Origin of the sequence: Microbacterium sp. (genome assembly GCF_051953575.1) — a bacterium.
Classification (GTDB): Bacteria; Actinomycetota; Actinomycetes; order Actinomycetales; family Microbacteriaceae; genus Microbacterium.
Genome location: NZ_JBQCIP010000017.1, coordinates 1 through 15,842, shown reverse-complemented (window position 1 = coordinate 15,842; position 15,842 = coordinate 1). Strand labels below are relative to the sequence as shown.

The window sequence follows — 15,842 nt, the reverse complement described above, 5'->3', positions numbered from 1 at the left end:
AGCTGCTGGACGACGTTGCCGAGCAGGAGCGGGATGGAGAAGGCAAGGATGACACGCCACGGGCGGCCCGTGGTGAGGGAGGTGGCCATGAGGGAGCGGCTCGCAGAACTGGGGGGGCGGATCGGGGGAGCATCCAGGTTATCGAATCGTTTCGGGTCAGCGGAAGATCCAATCGCCAAGTACCGTCGACAGGGTGCCGCCCGTGAGGCGCGGCCCGACGACCGGAGGTTCGATCAGTGACGACGCAGGACACGGGGAAGCCCGAGAACACCGCAGCCGCGACGAGCGCTGCCCCCGCCGGCGAGGAGCAGCACCTGCGGCGAGCGCTGAGCAACCGCCACATCCAGCTGCTCGCGATCGGCGGCGCGATCGGCACCGGCCTGTTCATGGGCGCCGGCGGACGGCTCGAGAGCTCGGGGCCTTCCCTCGTGCTCGTCTACGCGGTCTGCGGGTTCTTCGCGTTCCTGATCCTGCGCGCCCTCGGCGAGCTGGTGCTGCACCGGCCGTCGTCGGGGTCGTTCGTGTCGTACGCGCGCGAGTTCTACGGCGAGAAGATGGCGTACACCGCCGGTTGGCTGTACTTCCTCAACTGGGCGTTCACCTCGATCGTCGACGTCACCGCCGCCGCCCTGTACGTGAAGTTCTGGGCACAGTACTGGGAGCCGCTGCAGGCGATCCCGCAGTGGGTCATCGCGCTCATCGCGCTCGTGATCGTGCTGTCGCTCAACCTGGTGTCGGTCAAGGTCTTCGGCGAGCTGGAGTTCTGGTTCGCGCTCATCAAGGTGACGGCGCTCATCGTCTTCCTCGTGATCGGCATCGTCTTCATCGTCTTCAACGGCCAGACCGACCTCGGAGCGACCGGCTATGTGGTCATCGCCGAGAACGGCGGCTGGTTCCCGATGGGGGCCGTCGCGCCGATCCTCGCGATCTCGGGCGTCGTCTTCGCGTACGCGGCCATCGAGCTCGTCGGCACGGCAGCGGGCGAGACGGCCGAGCCGCGCAAGGTGATGCCGCGCGCGGTCAACACCGTCGTCATCCGGATCGGCGTGTTCTACGTCGGGTCGGTCCTGCTGCTGTCGCTCCTGCTGCCGTTCACCGCGTACGAGGCCGGCGAGTCGCCCTTCGTCACGTTCTTCTCGCACCTGGGGAATCCGGACGCGGCCGCCGTGTCGGCATCCATCATGAACTTCGTCGTCCTGACTGCGGCGCTGTCGAGCCTCAACGCCGGCCTGTACTCGACGGGCCGCATCCTGCGGTCGATGGCCGTGGCGGGATCGGCGCCCCGGTTCACCGAGCGCATGAGCCGTAACGGCGTGCCGTACGGCGGCATCCTCCTCACCGCCGTCATCACGCTCGCCGGGGTCGGGCTCAACGCCCTCGTGCCGTCGGAGGCCTTCGAGATCGTGCTGGAGGTGTCGGCGATCGGCATCATCGGCGGGTGGGCGACCATCATCCTCGCGCAGATGAAGCTGCACCGGTGGGCGCAGGAGGGGCGTCTGCAGCGTCCGTCGTTCCGGTTGTTCGGAGCGCCGTTCACGGCATGGCTGACACTCGCCTTCCTGGCGTTCGTGCTCGTGACGATGGCGTTCTCGCCCACCGGCCGGTGGGTGCTCGCGGCGAGCCTGCTGCTGATCCCGGTGCTCATCGGCGGGTGGTTCGCGTTCCGCGGCCGTATCGCCGAGGCGGCCAGGGAACGTGAAGGCCACACCGGCACGCATCCGGTCATCGCCGAGCGTCCCGCGATCGACAACCCGCCGCGCATCTTCAAAGACCCGCCCAGGAGCTGACCGCGCGGCTCGGGCGCCGCGGCGAGCACCCGCGGCAGGCACAGCAGCCACACGCCCATCGTGACGAAGGCGACGAACTCGAACAGCGCCAGCGTGATGAAGCCGGCCGTGAGGACGACCATGCCCGTGGCGAGCAGTGCGACGCACGCCGTCGTCGCACGCCGGAACCGCCTGCTGCGGCCCGGGATCGCGAGACCGGTCGACACCGTCGACAGGAACGACAGCCCGAGGCCCGTCGCGATGACGTCGTGCATGGTCGGACTCACAGGGATCGGCACGAGCCCCACTGCCGTCAGGTGCAGGCCGGCAGACACGACCGATCCTCGGAACGCGCGCGCGGAGCGGACCCGGATGCCGCCCGGCAGCGCCACCGCGATCAGCACGCCGTAGGCGGCGAGGAAGAACCCGGCGAAGATCGCCGTCGCGTTGAAGGTGCGCCCCGAGAAGTCGGAGTGCGTCCCCAGCTGCGAGAAATGGTGCTGCCACCACGTCGGGTCGTGCGTGGTGATGACGGCCAGCAGCACGCCCGCGGGCAGCGACAGCACCGCCAATCGCCCGACGCCGTGCGCGATGCCGGCAGGCGGTGGCGCGACGGCGGACGCCGCAGGCGTCTCGGTGTCCGGTACGGAAGCCGGCATCATGGGTGCGGCGAAGACGAGCGGTGCGGCGGGGCCGCTAGTGACGTCTGAAAGGGTCGTGGCAGGCATTCGACTCACGATCGGTTCGATTGCGACGCAGTGTCCGGTGTCGGAACACCCCAGATGAACCGACCCGGGTACCCCGTCGGCTTGACGACAGATTCCCCAGTGCGACGGGGACGCCGAACTGCACTAAACCCCAGTTCAGCGGTGACCCCCCGGTCGGCGGCAAGCCGCTGAGGCAACAGTATCCCGACCAGCCTCGTGAAAGCTGGTCGAGGACGCGAAGTGACCCCTCGGGGGGCTACCTGCGGCGCGGGTAACCTGGAGAGGCCGGTTCACGCAAGCGACGTGCCCGCAGCGCGGATGCCCGCGGATCGCACCCAGGAGGAACCGGATGCCCAAGAACAAGAAGCCCGGCGGCGGCCGCGCTCCGAAGAACTACGACCCTCGCTACAACCCGCGTGCTCGTGCGGCCGGAGGCGCCCGCGGCAAGGGCGAGGTCGGCCGTGACGACGAGCAGAAGCGGCGTCCGGGGGAGTCGTCGGCCGGCAAGGCCGGCAGCCGCAGTCCAGGCCATCGCGGATACCGGACAGAGGCGGCGGACGGGGCGCCGAAGCGCCGCTGGACCGAGCAGGAGCGCGCCGGCCGCGACGAGGCCCGTGCCATCCGGACGCACGCCCGCGACGACCGGGCGGGACGGGACGGCGACCGGCCGCGCCGGGACGACGCATCGCGCCGGGATGACCGGCCGCGTCGGGACGACCGGCCGCGCAGGGACGACGGTCTCCGTCGCGACGACCGGCCGCGCCGGGACGATCGCGCCCGCCGGGATGTGGCCCCGCGCCGGGACGACGGGGTCCGCGCCGATGTGGTCCACGAGCGCCTGCGCGCCGACGCCGTCGTGCCCACGGAGGTGGACGGGGCGACCTTCGGCGATCTCGGCCTCGGGCAGAACATCGTCAAGACGCTCGACGAGCTCGGGGCGCGGCATCCGTTCGCCATCCAGGCGGCGACGATCCCCGCGATCCTCGACGGACGCGACGTGCTCGCACGCGGGCGCACCGGATCGGGCAAGACCATCGCGTTCGGGGCGCCCCTCGTCGAGAGCGTGCTGCGCTCGCAGGCCGGTCAGAAGCGCGAGTTCGGGCGGCCGCCGCGTGCGCTCATCCTCGCGCCGACGCGCGAGCTGGCGCTGCAGATCGACGCCACGATCCAGCCCATCGCCCGCAGCGTCGGCCTGTTCACGACTCAGATCTACGGCGGTGTGCCCAAGGCGCGACAGCTCGGCGCTCTCAAGAAGGGCATCGACATCGTCATCGGCACGCCTGGCCGCATCGAGGACCTCGTCGAGGCCCGCGCCCTCGACCTGTCGGAGGTGCGCATCGCCGTGCTCGACGAGGCGGACCACATGTGCGAGCTCGGCTTCCTGCAGCCGGTGCAGCGCCTCATGCGCCGCACCCCCCGCGACGCGCAGCGGCTCCTGTTCTCCGCCACCCTCGACGGAGAGGTGTCGGCACTCGTCAAGGAGTTCCTGACGGAGCCCGCCGTCTACGAGGTGGCGGGCGAGACCCAGCGGTCGGGGACGATCGATCACCGCGTGCTCGTGGTGGATCACCGTGACAAGGCGGAGCTGCTGCGCTCGCTGGTCGACCGCGACGGCAAGACCCTCGTGTTCACCCGCACCCGCGCGTACGCCGAGATGCTGGCCGAGCAGTTCGGCGCGGCCGGAATCCGGGCGCTCGCCCTGCACGGCGATCTCGACCAGGCGCGACGCACCCGCAACCTCGAGAAGCTCACGTCGGGGCGCATCGACGTCCTGGTGGCGACCGACGTCGCGGCTCGCGGCATCCACGTCGACGACATCGACCTCGTCGTACAGGCCGACCCGCCCGACGAGTACAAGACGTACCTGCACCGATCCGGACGCACCGGCCGCGCCGGGGCCTCGGGGACTGTCGTCACCCTCGTGACGCGGTCGCGGCGCGCCCGGCTGGAGGAGCTGCTCGACCGCGCCGACATCGAGGCCCCGTTCATCGAGGCGCGGCCGGGCGACGAGCTGCCCGGGCGCTAGCCCTCGGGTACGCGCCCGGCATCCGCTCGTCGCGCCCATTGCGGAGCTCAGCCGGCCGCCGAGCCGATCCTCGCGACGAGGGCGGGGTCGCCGCCCAGCGCGATGAGCCGTGACCGCAGAGCCGACTCCGCGCGCTCGTAGGGTTCGGCGCTCTCGTGCAGCAGGGAGCGCGTGTTGGCGGATTCGAGCAGCGAGACGATCTCGAACGTCAGCTGCCGGGCGTCGTCGAGCAGGGGCAGCTCGCCCGCGGCCGCCGCGCGCTCGAGGCTGATGGTGAGGTAGTCCTCCCACTCCTGGTCGGCGGCGACGATCGCGTCGCGCACGGCCCCGGGCTTGGCGGCGTACTCGACCGAGGCCGCGGCGAAGAAGCACCCGCCCCGGAACACCCGCTCGCGGGAGTATGTCAGCCAGTCGGTGAGCAGGGCGCACACGCGGACGAGGCCCCGCGGCGTGCGTGCGCGCGCCGGAGTGGTCACGGTGTCGATGAACACCTCGCGCGCCGCCGCGACGGCCGCCAGCTGCAGCTGCTCCTTCGAGCCGAAGAGCGTGGCGATGCCGCTCTTGCTGTGGCCCGAGGCATCCGCGAGGCGTCCGATCGTGAGGCCCTCGAGGCCGTCGACCGTCGCAGTCTGCACGGCGTGGTCGAGCACTGCGCGCCGCGACTCGTCACCGCGGACGCGGCGGCGGTCGAGCGGGGGTTGTGTCACGGTTCGAGGTTACCGTACGATCGTTCGTATTCATAAGTACGATCGTTCGTATTCTCGGATCGGAGCATCATGAATCCCGCACTCCGCCTGGCGGGCGCCGCCGTCCGCACCGCCGGGGCGATCTCGCCGCGAGCGGGCGCCGCCGTCGCGATGCCGTTTTTCGCGTACGTCGCTCGGCCCCGCGCAGTCCACGCGGACGACGCCCCCACGATGTCTCGCGCGCGTCGCCGCACGGTCCGCATCCCCGGCGTCGACCGGCGGGGCGTCGACGTCGTCGTCTACGAATGGGGCGTCGGCCCCCGCACGGTGGTGCTCTCGCACGGATGGCACGGACGCGCGAGCCAGTTCTCGGCGCTGGTGCGAGAGCTCGTCGCCGAACGGTACCGCGTCGTCGCGTTCGACGGTCCCGCCCACGGCGACTCGGCGGGTCGCCGCACCTATCTCGTCGACTGGCTCGACACCTACGCCGAGCTGCAGCAGCGGTACGGCGTCTTCGACGCGATGGTCGGGCACTCCTTCGGCGGTCTCGCGACCCTCGTTGCGGCGGCAGGAGGAGTGGATGCCGCACGCGTCGCCACGGTCGCGGCCCCGGCTGACGTCGACGAGCTGTTCCGCGGCTTCCAGCGCATGCTCGGCCACTCCGACGCTGTGAGCGCAGGCCTGCGCGATCGTTTCGCCGTCCGCTACTTCCCGGAAGACCCGGAGGTGTTCGCCCGCCTCTCGTCGGTGCGCCGCGCGCTGCCCGACGGCATCCCGCTGCTCGTCGCGCACGACCGTGGCGACCGTGTCGTGCCGTTCAGCGAGTCGGCGCGCATCGCGGCCGCCAATCGCGGTGCGTTCGTCCTGCCGACCACGGGCCTCGGCCACAACCGCATCCTCGCGGCGGGCGTCCTGCTCGACGCCGTCGTGGAGTTCGTCTCGGCCGACGAGGTCCCCGCCGCGGGGCCCGTTGCCGTCGCGGACCCTGTGGCCCACGCAGCGCCCATCGACGCTCCCGCGCTGGAGGCGCAGCACGATTCAGAGGTGAGCGGGAGTCGCATCGCGGCGGGCTGACCCTCGCCGGTCGCGTCCCCGTTCACGCGGCATCCCGCAGATCTCCGCAGCCGCACTGCGCCCCAGGCCGCCGGCTCCGCCCGGGCGCTCGCTCGAAGTGGCGGCCTTGGCTGCCTAGGGCCTGATCAAGCTGCCGTTCGTGCCACTTCGAGCCGATGCGCGATCGTCGAGGTGGCGCGAGTGGTCGTCTCATCGCAGTGGAGTGCGCCGTTTCTGCCACTTCGGGCGCGTGAGGCGGCACCTCACACGGCGCGCAGCGGGTGAGCTGGTCGCCGTGTGAGGTGCTGCTCGAGGCTTTCCGTGCGGCCATCCTGTGCAGGATTCTCCTGGTGACTCGGCCCGCTCGCCGCAGCCGCCGGCCGACGCGCGTCAGAACAGCCGGGTGGATGCCTCGTCCGCCTCGCTCCGGGCGGTCGGGCCCGCCGCGCGTAGAGCCGCAGCGCGTCCGCGCGAGGTCGTGATGATCGGCGGCGCCGCCCGGGCGTCAGCGCGGGATGCGAGACCGGCGACGGGACCGCCGCGCACGTTGTCGTCCTCGGCGTGTCCGTCCAGTCCGTGCACTCGCAGCAGGGGGCGCACGCGCTTCGCCAGCCACGACCGGTACGCCTTGGGGGCGGTCGCCGTCGCGCCCGGGTACAGGCCCCGGTACGACGAGACGAGCTCGGGATGCCGCTCGGCCAGCCACTGCAGGAACCACTGCTTCGCGCCCGGGCGCAGGTGCAGCGCGCCGTAGACGACGCGGACCGCGCCGGCCGCCTTGATGCGCGTGAGGGCGTGATCGATCGCCGCGATCGAGTCGGTGAGGTGCGGGATGATCGGCATCAGGAACACCGTCACCCGGAAGCCCGCCTCGGTCGCCGCCCGCACCGTCTCGAGCCGGGCCGTCGCGTTGGGGGTCCCGGGTTCGATGAGGTGCTGCAGCTCGTCGTCGAACACGGCGATCGACATCGCGAGCGACACGTGCACCTGGCCGGCCGCCTCGCGCAGCAGGGGAAGGTCGCGGCGCAACAGCGTGCCCTTGGTGAGGATCGAGAACGGCGTGCCCGACTCGGTGAGCGCCGACACGATCCCCGGCATGAGCTTGTAGCGCCCCTCGGCCCGCTGATACGGGTCGGTGTTCGTGCCGAGCATGACCGGCTCGTGCTGCCAGCTGCCGCGTCGGAGCTCCTTGCCCAGCACCTCGGCCACGTTGATCTTCACGACGACCTGGGTGTCGAAGTCCCGGCCCGCATCCAGTTCGAGGTACTCGTGCGTCCCCCGCGCGAAGCAGTTGTGGCTGACGACCCCGTTGGCGATGAAGTCGCCTGTCGAGGTGGTGATGTCGACCATGTCGATCGTCTCGCCGAGATCCTCGACAGACACCACTCGGAGCGGAGCATCGGACTTCACAGCGGCGCCGAGGATGTTGAGCTTCCGTGTGATCGCAGGGCGGGTGAGCTCGAAGAAGCGCTGTCGAGCGGGCAAACCGCCGAGCAGTCGAACGCTGCTCACGCCGTTCGGCCGCGGCGCCTCCTGCACGAATCGGAAGCCGTGCGCCCGGAGTGCCCCGCCGATCCGCGACAGGATCTGCTCGTCGCCGTTGGTGATTCGAAGGATGCCACGGCTGCAGCTCCCCTCAGCATCGAAGATTCCGGCGAGGAACCCCCGTGACCATTCGAGGGACGGCTCGTCGGGCCAGTCGATCAAGGCCGCGATGGTGCCGAAGTCGGCTGCCCTGGAGGTGAAGATGGCATCCATCCGCCGACGCTGGGCGGTCGCCGTAGCGAAGGGGCGGCGGGTCGTCGACACATCACTGCGACGAAGGAACTCCTGGGAGCGATCGAGAGCCTCCACGTCGGCGAGTGCGAGACGAAACCGATGGGCGACGTAGGTGCCGCGCCCGCTTGTTCGGGGGTACTCGCGCTTGAGCATCATCGCGTCGCCGCGGATCATGCCGCTCAGGTACCCCTGCCGATGATCGTCTGTCTGCTCGCCGCGCGTGCTCGCTCCGCCCATGCCGAAGCCCATCAACTTGTTGTTCGGCGTCAGGTGCGGACGCTGCGACCCGGTGGCGGGCTGAACGTACTTCCAGCCGCGTTCCGTCAGGAACCGGTGGTCGCCGCTGGCGATGAGTTCCGTGCCGTCGGCGAGGGTCACGCGATATGCGCGCTTGCGTGTGCTCCATTGCGCCGACACGGTGGCGGGCACATAGCGCCGGTACGCCCCGTCGCGCCGCGTGCCGACGACCTCATCGCCGACCTGCACGTCCGCGATCCGCTTGCTGCGGCCGTCGGCCATCAGCACCTGCGTGTCGGGCGACAGGCAGTACACGCAGGCATGAGAGCAGCCGCGATACGGGTTCACGGTCCAGTCGAAGGGCATCGCGGAGGCGCTCGGCACGTGGTTGAGGGCTGACTTGCACAGCACCTCGTGGAAGGTCACGCCGGCGAAGTCGGGGGTCGTCACCGAGCGGACGAGACCGTTGAGCTGTTCCATGCCCGGCAGGGCCGCGGCATCCGCCACTCCGAGTTCCTGACCCTGCCACCGCATGTGTCCATGAGAACAAAGCTTCGAACTTAAGTCAAGACACCGTGAGATCAGAATCGAACATGACGGTTCGGATGCCGTCCTCCTGGCGAAATCCGGCGGTCGCGGTCAGAATGGCAGACGTGACGGAGCCTGGCGGGCTCGCCACCCCCCGAGCCGCCCCCGAGACTCGTCGCGCCGCCCGAGCGATGCGCGAAGAGGCTGAACGTCGTGCCCGCGCGGCGGGACACGCGGTCGGCGAAGACGCCATCCGTCGCGCCTCGTTCGATGTCCAGCGCGCCGCGGCCGAGGCGGAGGCCGCTCCGATCCCGTCCACCGATACGGTGCCGCTGTTCACGGTCGACACGGCGCCGGTGCTGACGATCGGCACCGGGCCGACGGCATCCGATCCGCCGCCTGCGGGGCGCAGCGCCCCGTCGCAGCCCGAGCCGCTCGACACCCTCGTGACCGAGGATGCGACCCCGGCCCGCCATGTGCGGCCGCGCCGGCTCACGCGCCGCATCGCCCTGGTCGCCGGGCTCGCCGCGGGCGCCGCACTGCTGCTCGGCTCTTCGGCCGCCGTGACCGCGATGATGGCGCCGCCCGCCGAGTCGTCCGACGCCGCGGCGGCACTCGCCGTCGCACCGCCCACGATCGCGCAGCTGCCCGTCCCCGATGTCGAGGAGTCGCCGCCCGCGGCCGACCTGTGCACCCTCTCGAGCTTCACGAACGCGCTGCAGGCCGGTGACGACGAGGGAGCGGTCGTCGCGGCCGGCGGCGGCGAGGCCTTCCGCGCGGCCGTGGTCGAAGGCCGCGCGCCGTGCGTGAACCTCGGCGACTCGTCACGCATCTGGACCGTCCTCGACAAGCACCGCCCGGCGAACCCCATCGACTACCGGCCGAGCAGCCTCGTGCTGCCCGACGGCGTCCGCAACGTCGAGGGCGGGGCGCTGCGGGCGGATGCCGCCGCCGCCCTGTCGGCGATGGTGGCCGCCGCGCGCGACGCGGGAGCGGGCGAGCTCGCCCTGGAGAGCGGGTTCCGTTCGTACCAGACGCAGCAGGTCACGTACGGGCGCCATTTCGCGGAGCGCGGCGAGCGGGCCGACCTGGTGAGTGCGCGGCCCGGCTACAGCGAGCACCAGCTGGGCCTCAGCGCCGACGTCGTGGCGTGCGCGGGCGGGTGCACGGGGCTCGACGAGCTGGCGGCATCCCCTCAGGGGCAGTGGGTCGTCGACCACGCGTGGGAGCACGGCTGGATCGTGCGCTACGTCGAGGGTGCGACGCCGGTGACGGGCTACACGCCCGAGCCGTGGCACCTGCGGTACGTCGGCCCCGAACTCGCCAAGGCGTACCACGACGGCGGCTGGACCTCGCTCGAGGAGTTCTTCGGGCTCGAGGCCGCCCCGGACTACCTCAACTGACCCGTTCACCGAGTGGACAGCATCCGCTCCGTGAAACTGAGTACCATTCCTCTTGGGATTCAATCTCTACCGCCTCAGTGAAGATGGCCAGATCAGCGAAGACGGCACCGACGAGAGAGGAAGGCGCATATGGAGCGCGACATCTACGACGAGGACCACGAGGCGTTCCGCGACGTCGTCAAGGAGTTCATCAAGCGCTACGCGTCCGAAGAGAAGCGCAAGCAGTGGGACGCCGCCGGCGAGATCGACCGCGCGACCATGCTCGCGGCGGGCGAGGCCGGCATCATCGGCCTGAGCGTCCCGGAGGAGTTCGGCGGCGCCGGGATGCTGCAGGACTACCGCTTCCGCTCGATCGTGCTCGAGGAGACCATCGGCGCGGGCCTGGGGTCGCTGGCCGGCGCCCTCGGCATCCAGGACGACCTCGCGGTGCCGTACGTCGTGCACATGGGCACGCAGGAGCAGAAGGAGAAGTGGCTCCCCGGCATGGCGACCGGCGAGATCCTCGGCGCCCTGGCGATGACCGAGCCGGGTGCCGGCTCCGACCTGCGCGGCATCAAGACGACCGCGAAGAAGGTCGACGGCGGCTACATCGTCAACGGCGCCAAGACGTTCATCTCGTCGGGCAAGACCGCCGACATGGTCGTGACGTTCGTCAAGACCGGCGAGGGCAACCGCCCCGACGCCTTCAGCCTGCTGATCCTCGAGGACGGCATGGAGGGCTTCGACCACAGCAAGAAGCTCGAGAAGATGGGCTTCCACGGCTGGGACACCGCCGAGCTCTCGTTCACCGACGTCTTCGTGCCGGAGGCGAACCTCATCGGCGGCAAGGAGGGCCTCGGCTTCATCCAGCTCATGATGAACCTGCCGCTGGAGCGCCTGTCGATCGGCGTCGCCGCAGCGGCCGCGGGCGAGGCCGCGTTCCACTGGACGCGCGACTACGTGCTCAGCCGCGAGGCGTTCGGCGAGCGGATCGCCGACTTCCAGAACACGCGGTTCAAGCTCGCCGACATGGCGACCACCGTCGACGTCATGTGGGCGTACACCGACCGCGCGATGATGCTCTACAAGGACCAGAAGCTCACGGCCGAAGAGGCCGCGAAGGTCAAGTTCTGGACCACCGACCGCGAGGCGGAGCTGCTCGACGTCGGCGTGCAGCTGCACGGCGGCTACGGCTACATCACCGAGTACCCGATCGCGCGCGCCTACCTGGATGCGCGCGTGCACCGCATCTACGGCGGCACGAACGAGATCATGCGCGACCTCGTGTCGCGCCAGATCGTCGGCAAGCGCTGACGTACTGCTGAGCCCGTCGAGGGCGAATGGATGCCGCCACCCGGCGCCCCGTGAGGGCCGGGGTGGCGGCATCCGTCGCTTCTGAGACGAACTCGTAACAATAAAGGTTGTTTTCAGTAACGTTGTTTCCTATATTGTGATCGAGCCGATGGTGTCTCGATGTCACCGGCTGTCCTGCCAGGAGCCGAAAGGAATCACGGAATGTCCAGCCGTAGAGTGCGCAAGGCGTCGGTGGCTATCGCCGCCGGTGCGGCAGCCGTCTCGCTCATGCTCACGGGCTGCGGCCCGTCCGGTTCGTCGTCGGACGCGAACGCGTCCGTGCTGCGGGTGTGGGCGGGCAGTGCGAACCCGATCAGCGAGAACTTCAACCCGTTCGCCGTGGACACCGCCGTCCACGCCACCTTCGGGGCCATCTACGAGCCCCTCTTCTTCTTCAACCAGCTGTCGTCGGATCCGCCCGTCGGGCTCATCGGCGACAGCTACGAGTACAGCGAAGACGGCAAGACCCTCACGATCGAGATCAAGCCCGACCTGAAGTGGAACGACGGCGAGGACCTGACCGCCGCGGACGTCGCCTTCACGTTCGGCTACGGCTCGAACAAGGACGAGCGCATGGTCTCGGCCGAAGTGACGGGCGACACCACGGTCGTGATCACCTACAGCGAGCCGATGTTCACCTCGGCCTCGCTGCTGCTGGGCTCGACCTGGATCATCCCCGAGCACGTCTGGTCGAAGATCGACGACTACGCGTCCGAGACGAACCCCGACCCGGTCGGCTCGGGACCGTACAAGCTCAAGACGTTCTCGGACGCCGCCTACACCGTCGAGGCCAACGAGTACTTCCGCGACGGCGAGCCGGCGGTGAGCGAGGTCCAGTACATCGGCCTCGACTCCAACCAGTCCGCGCAGGACCTTCTCTCGACCGGGCAGCTCGACTGGGTCGGGCAGTTCATCGCCAACCCCGACAGCGTCACCGGCAGCGGCAAGATCGCGACGATGAACAACCAGCAGGACCCGACCGTGATCCTCACCTGCTCCAACGTCGACCTCGGCTGCAGCGGGCCGCAGACCGACCCGGCCGTGCGCCAGGCGCTGAACCTCGCGATCGACCGGTCGACGATCGCCGAGAAGGCCTTCGCGGGACTGGTCGCCGAGAGCTCGCCCGCGTTCGTGCTGCTGCCCCGTGACGAGCAGTGGCTCAGCGACCCGGAGCTGGCGACAAGTCCGCAGGACGCCGACATCGCGGCCGCGCAGCAGATCCTCGAGGACGCCGGCTACACGAAGGGCGGCGACGGGTTCTACGGCAAGGACGGCACGGCGCTCGAGATCGACCTGTTCTCGCCGGACGGCTGGACGGACTACAACGACGCCGCGAAGCTCATCAGCGAGCAGGCGGCCGACGCGGGCCTGCGGGTCAACTACCGCACCGTCTCGGACGCCGAGTACTGGACGCCCATCTCCAGCGGCGACTTCCAGATGGCCCTCTACGGTCTGACGCAGTCGCTCGTGGCGGACCCGTTCTCGAACTACGACCAGTACTTCGCGAGCAAGTCCACGGCGAAGGTGGGCGAGGACCCGGTCTCGGGCCAGAACTACGCGCGGTACCAGAACGCGGATGTGGATGCCGCCGTGCAGACCGCCGCCGGAACCCTGGACGAGGCGACCAAGAAGCAGGCGTACGCGACCATCCAGGCGCAGATCGCGCAGGACCTGCCGTACATCCCGGTGGTGCTGAACGCATCGCAGGCCTTCTTCAACGTCGACCGGTTCACCGGCTGGCCGACCGACGACGACCTCTACGCCAACCCGCTGCCGTACCTGTCGGCGGCGTCGGCGGTCGTCCTGACCCACCTGAAGCCCGCGAAGTGATGACGGCGCGGGAGGGAGAGGCATGAAGTTCTACGCACGCCGCATCACGTTCTACGTGATCACCCTGTGGGCGGCGATCTCACTCAACTTCCTCCTCCCGCGCCTGCTTCCGGGCGACCCCGCGGCGATCATGCTCGGCAAGCTGCGGCGGGCGAGCGGCGGGCGGCCTCTCTCGGAAGAGACGGTGGCGGCCGTGCGGGCGCTCCTCGGCGCCGAGAAGAACATGACGCTCTGGGATCAGTACCTCGCGTACTGGGGACGCCTGCTGCACGGCGACCTCGGGGTCTCGTCTACGCGCTACCCGGCAGAGGTCAGCGACCTCATTGCCGGGGCGCTGCCGTGGACGGTGATCCTCGTCGGCACGGCCACCGTGCTGTCGTTCGTGATCGGCATCGTCGTCGGGGCCTGGGTCGGCTGGCGGCGCGGCACGTGGGTCGACCACCTGGTGCCCATCACGTCGGTGTTCCAGTCGATCCCCTACTTCTGGCTGGCGCTGGTGCTCGTCGCGGTGTTCTCGGTGCAGCTCGGACTGCTGCCGATCGTCGGCGGATACGACGTGTTCGCGTTCCCGTCGGGGCCGGAGTGGAGCTGGGCGTTCTTCTGGAGCGCCGTGCAGCACGCGATCCTTCCGGCGGCCACCATCGTGATCTCGTCCGTCGGCGGCTGGCTGCTGGGCATGCGCAACATGATGGTCTCGACGATGGCCGAGGACTACGTCGTCACGGCCGAGGCCAAGGGCCTCTCGCCGCGGCACGTGCGGGGCCGGTACGCCGCCCGGAACGCGGCGATCCCGAGCCTCGCCGGCTTCGGCATCGCCCTCGGCTTCGTCGTCGCCGGCTCGATCGTGATGGAGCAGGTCTTCAGCTACCCCGGCATCGGAAAGCTCATGATCCAGTCGGTGCAGGGCCTTGACTACGCGCTCATGCAGGGCGTCTTCCTCGTCATCACGCTGACCGTCCTCGCGGCGAACTTCGTGATGGACCTGATCTACGGACTCATCGATCCGCGAGTGAGGCACAATGGCTGACCCGACGTCCGACACCATCGTCGAGGACGAGACCCCGATGGCCTCACCCGCCGCGGCCGCGGCGGTGCGCGCCACAGAGCGCTCGGTGGCCGCCGAAGAGGCGACGACCCTGGCCATCACGACGCGCCGGCTGGGCCGCATCCGCCACCTTCTGCCGACCTGGTCGGGCAAGCTCATCGCGGGCGTCGTCATCACCGGGCTGATCGTGCTCTTCGGCCTGCTCGTGCCGCCGTTCGCACAGGATCCGCGCGACTCCGACAACCCGTCGCTGCAGCCGCCCAGCCCCGAGCACCTGCTCGGCACGACGAAGCTCGGCTACGACGTGTTCTCGCAGCTCGCGCACGGCACCCGGGAGTCGCTGTTCGTCGGCCTGGTCGCCGGGTTCGTGGCGCTGCTGCTCGCGATCGTCTTCGGGATCCTGGCGGGCTACTTCGGCGGTGTGGCCGACGAGATCCTGATGCTGATCACGAACATCATGCTCGTGATCCCCGGGCTGCCGCTGGTGATGGTGATCGCGGCCTACGTGCAGAACGCACCGGGGCTCGGGCCGCTCGCGAGGAGCTCGTTCCTGGTGGCGATCATCCTCGGCGTCACCGGCTGGGCGGGCTCGGCGATCGTGCTCCGTGCGACGTCGCGCTCGCTGCGCACGCGGGAGTACGTCGCGGCGGCACGGGTCGCCGGCGAGAAGCCGATGCGCGTGATCTTCGTTGAAATCCTGCCGAACCTCGTGCCCCTCATCGCCGCCCAGCTCATCTTCGGCATCATCTTCGCCGTGCTCGGCGAGGCCGGCCTGTCTTACCTGGGCCTCGGGCCGACGGGATCGATCACGCTCGGGACGATGCTCAACGACGCGCAGACCGGCCAGGCCGTCGGCAGCGGGGCGTGGTGGTGGTTCGTTCCGCCGGGGCTCATGATCGCGCTGCTCGGCGCAGGCCTGTCGCTCATCAACTTCGCCATCGACGAAGTGGTCAACCCGAAGCTGCGGCTCGCCCCGAAGGTGGCGCGCAACCAGCGCCGCGCCGCTCGGGCCGGGCGCGGCGTCGCCGGAGGAGGTGCGGTCGCATGAACGATGCGGTGCTGACGGCGCGGAATGTGTCGATCGAGTATGAGGTGGATCCGCCGGTGACGGCGGTGCGTGCTGTGTCGTTGACCCTGAATCGGGGGGAGATCCTGGGGTTGGCGGGGGAGTCGGGGTGTGGCAAGACGACGCTGGCGTATGGGATGAACCGGTTGTTGAAGCCGCCGGCGTTGATGACGGCGGGGGAGGTGGTGTTCCACGACCGGTCGGGGGTGGACATCGACGTCGTCGGGTTGGCGGATGAAGAGCTGCGCCGGTTCCGGTGGGACAAGGTGTCGATGGTGTTCCAGGGGGCGATGAACTCGTTGAACCCGGTGATCAACATTCGTGCGCAGCTGTTCGACGTGTTCACCACGCACCGGCCGGAGATGTCGAAGCGGCAGAAGCAGC

General features: G+C 69.9%; 12 protein-coding genes and 1 pseudogene. 10 read left to right on the top strand and 3 right to left on the bottom strand.

The genetic code is table 11. The annotated features are described in order from the left end of the window. Positions 1-240 (top strand): hypothetical protein (locus ACTHNQ_RS01135; RefSeq protein ID WP_440330607.1); only part of this gene is annotated, 240 nt, incomplete at its 5' end. Then, the gene (locus ACTHNQ_RS01130; RefSeq protein ID WP_440330606.1) at positions 237-1,787 is read left to right on the top strand and encodes an amino acid permease; all 1,551 of its coding nucleotides are present in this window, start codon (positions 237-239) and stop codon (positions 1,785-1,787) included. The genes ACTHNQ_RS01135 and ACTHNQ_RS01130, both read left to right, overlap by 4 nt. Before the next feature lie 95 nt (positions 1,788-1,882). Here ACTHNQ_RS01130 and ACTHNQ_RS01125 read toward each other — a convergent pair. Next, a pseudogene (locus ACTHNQ_RS01125) lies at positions 1,883-2,425 on the bottom strand (hypothetical protein); the annotation flags it as partial. Between the two features lie 397 nt (positions 2,426-2,822). On the opposite strand from ACTHNQ_RS01125, the gene ACTHNQ_RS01120 reads away from it, so the two are divergent. Then, on the top strand, positions 2,823-4,499 hold the full coding sequence (locus ACTHNQ_RS01120) for a DEAD/DEAH box helicase (protein ID WP_440330605.1): 1,677 nt from the start codon (positions 2,823-2,825) through the stop codon (positions 4,497-4,499). A gap of 47 nt (positions 4,500-4,546) precedes the next feature. Here the strand turns inward: ACTHNQ_RS01120 and ACTHNQ_RS01115 are convergent, their stop codons facing one another. Further along, on the bottom strand, positions 4,547-5,206 hold the full coding sequence (locus ACTHNQ_RS01115) for a TetR/AcrR family transcriptional regulator (protein ID WP_440330604.1): 660 nt from the start codon (positions 5,204-5,206) through the stop codon (positions 4,547-4,549). A gap of 69 nt (positions 5,207-5,275) precedes the next feature. Here ACTHNQ_RS01115 and ACTHNQ_RS01110 point away from each other — a divergent pair, with 69 nt between their 5' ends. After that, positions 5,276-6,259: an alpha/beta fold hydrolase gene (locus tag ACTHNQ_RS01110; RefSeq protein ID WP_440330603.1), complete on the top strand. Its 984-nt coding sequence runs from the start codon at positions 5,276-5,278 to the stop codon at positions 6,257-6,259. 369 nt (positions 6,260-6,628) lie between these two features. Here the strand turns inward: ACTHNQ_RS01110 and ACTHNQ_RS01105 are convergent, their stop codons facing one another. Then, on the bottom strand, positions 6,629-8,788 hold the full coding sequence (locus ACTHNQ_RS01105; RefSeq protein ID WP_440330602.1) for an intein-containing Rv2578c family radical SAM protein: 2,160 nt from the start codon (positions 8,786-8,788) through the stop codon (positions 6,629-6,631). 119 nt (positions 8,789-8,907) lie between these two features. Here ACTHNQ_RS01105 and ACTHNQ_RS01100 point away from each other — a divergent pair, with 119 nt between their 5' ends. The 6 genes from ACTHNQ_RS01100 to ACTHNQ_RS01075 form a co-directional block, all read left to right on the top strand. Next, positions 8,908-10,185 carry a M15 family metallopeptidase gene (locus ACTHNQ_RS01100; RefSeq protein ID WP_440330601.1) on the top strand — a complete coding sequence of 426 codons (1,278 nt, stop codon included), beginning with the start codon at positions 8,908-8,910 and terminating at the stop codon, positions 10,183-10,185. Positions 10,186-10,314: 129 nt separating this feature from the next. Then, complete coding sequence (locus tag ACTHNQ_RS01095; RefSeq protein ID WP_018173872.1) at positions 10,315-11,478, top strand: acyl-CoA dehydrogenase family protein; 1,164 nt, start codon at positions 10,315-10,317, stop codon at positions 11,476-11,478. A 201-nt stretch (positions 11,479-11,679) separates the two neighbouring features. Continuing rightward, the gene (locus tag ACTHNQ_RS01090; RefSeq protein WP_440330600.1) at positions 11,680-13,347 is read left to right on the top strand and encodes an ABC transporter substrate-binding protein; all 1,668 of its coding nucleotides are present in this window, start codon (positions 11,680-11,682) and stop codon (positions 13,345-13,347) included. Positions 13,348-13,369: 22 nt separating this feature from the next. After that, on the top strand, positions 13,370-14,374 hold the full coding sequence (locus ACTHNQ_RS01085; RefSeq protein WP_440330599.1) for an ABC transporter permease: 1,005 nt from the start codon (positions 13,370-13,372) through the stop codon (positions 14,372-14,374). After that, complete coding sequence (locus tag ACTHNQ_RS01080; protein ID WP_440330598.1) at positions 14,367-15,440, top strand: ABC transporter permease; 1,074 nt, start codon at positions 14,367-14,369, stop codon at positions 15,438-15,440. Before ACTHNQ_RS01085 ends, ACTHNQ_RS01080 begins: the two co-directional genes overlap by 8 nt. Continuing rightward, on the top strand, positions 15,437-15,842 hold a 406-nt coding region (locus ACTHNQ_RS01075), incomplete at its 3' end, for an ATP-binding cassette domain-containing protein (protein ID WP_440330597.1). The genes ACTHNQ_RS01080 and ACTHNQ_RS01075, both read left to right, overlap by 4 nt.

Excerpts from the sequence above, each read along its gene's own strand:
- ACTHNQ_RS01085 (WP_440330599.1), top strand. The coding sequence starts at position 13,370 with ATGAAGTTCTACGCACGCCGCATCACGTTCTACGTGATCACCCTGTGG.
- ACTHNQ_RS01090 (WP_440330600.1), top strand. The coding sequence starts at position 11,680 with ATGTCCAGCCGTAGAGTGCGCAAGGCGTCGGTGGCTATCGCCGCCGGT.
- ACTHNQ_RS01110 (WP_440330603.1), top strand. The coding sequence starts at position 5,276 with ATGAATCCCGCACTCCGCCTGGCGGGCGCCGCCGTCCGCACCGCCGGG.
- ACTHNQ_RS01080 (WP_440330598.1), top strand. The coding sequence starts at position 14,367 with ATGGCTGACCCGACGTCCGACACCATCGTCGAGGACGAGACCCCGATG.
- ACTHNQ_RS01120 (WP_440330605.1), top strand. The coding sequence starts at position 2,823 with ATGCCCAAGAACAAGAAGCCCGGCGGCGGCCGCGCTCCGAAGAACTAC.
- ACTHNQ_RS01095 (WP_018173872.1), top strand. The coding sequence starts at position 10,315 with ATGGAGCGCGACATCTACGACGAGGACCACGAGGCGTTCCGCGACGTC.
- ACTHNQ_RS01105 (WP_440330602.1), bottom strand. The coding sequence starts at position 8,788 with ATGCGGTGGCAGGGTCAGGAACTCGGAGTGGCGGATGCCGCGGCCCTG.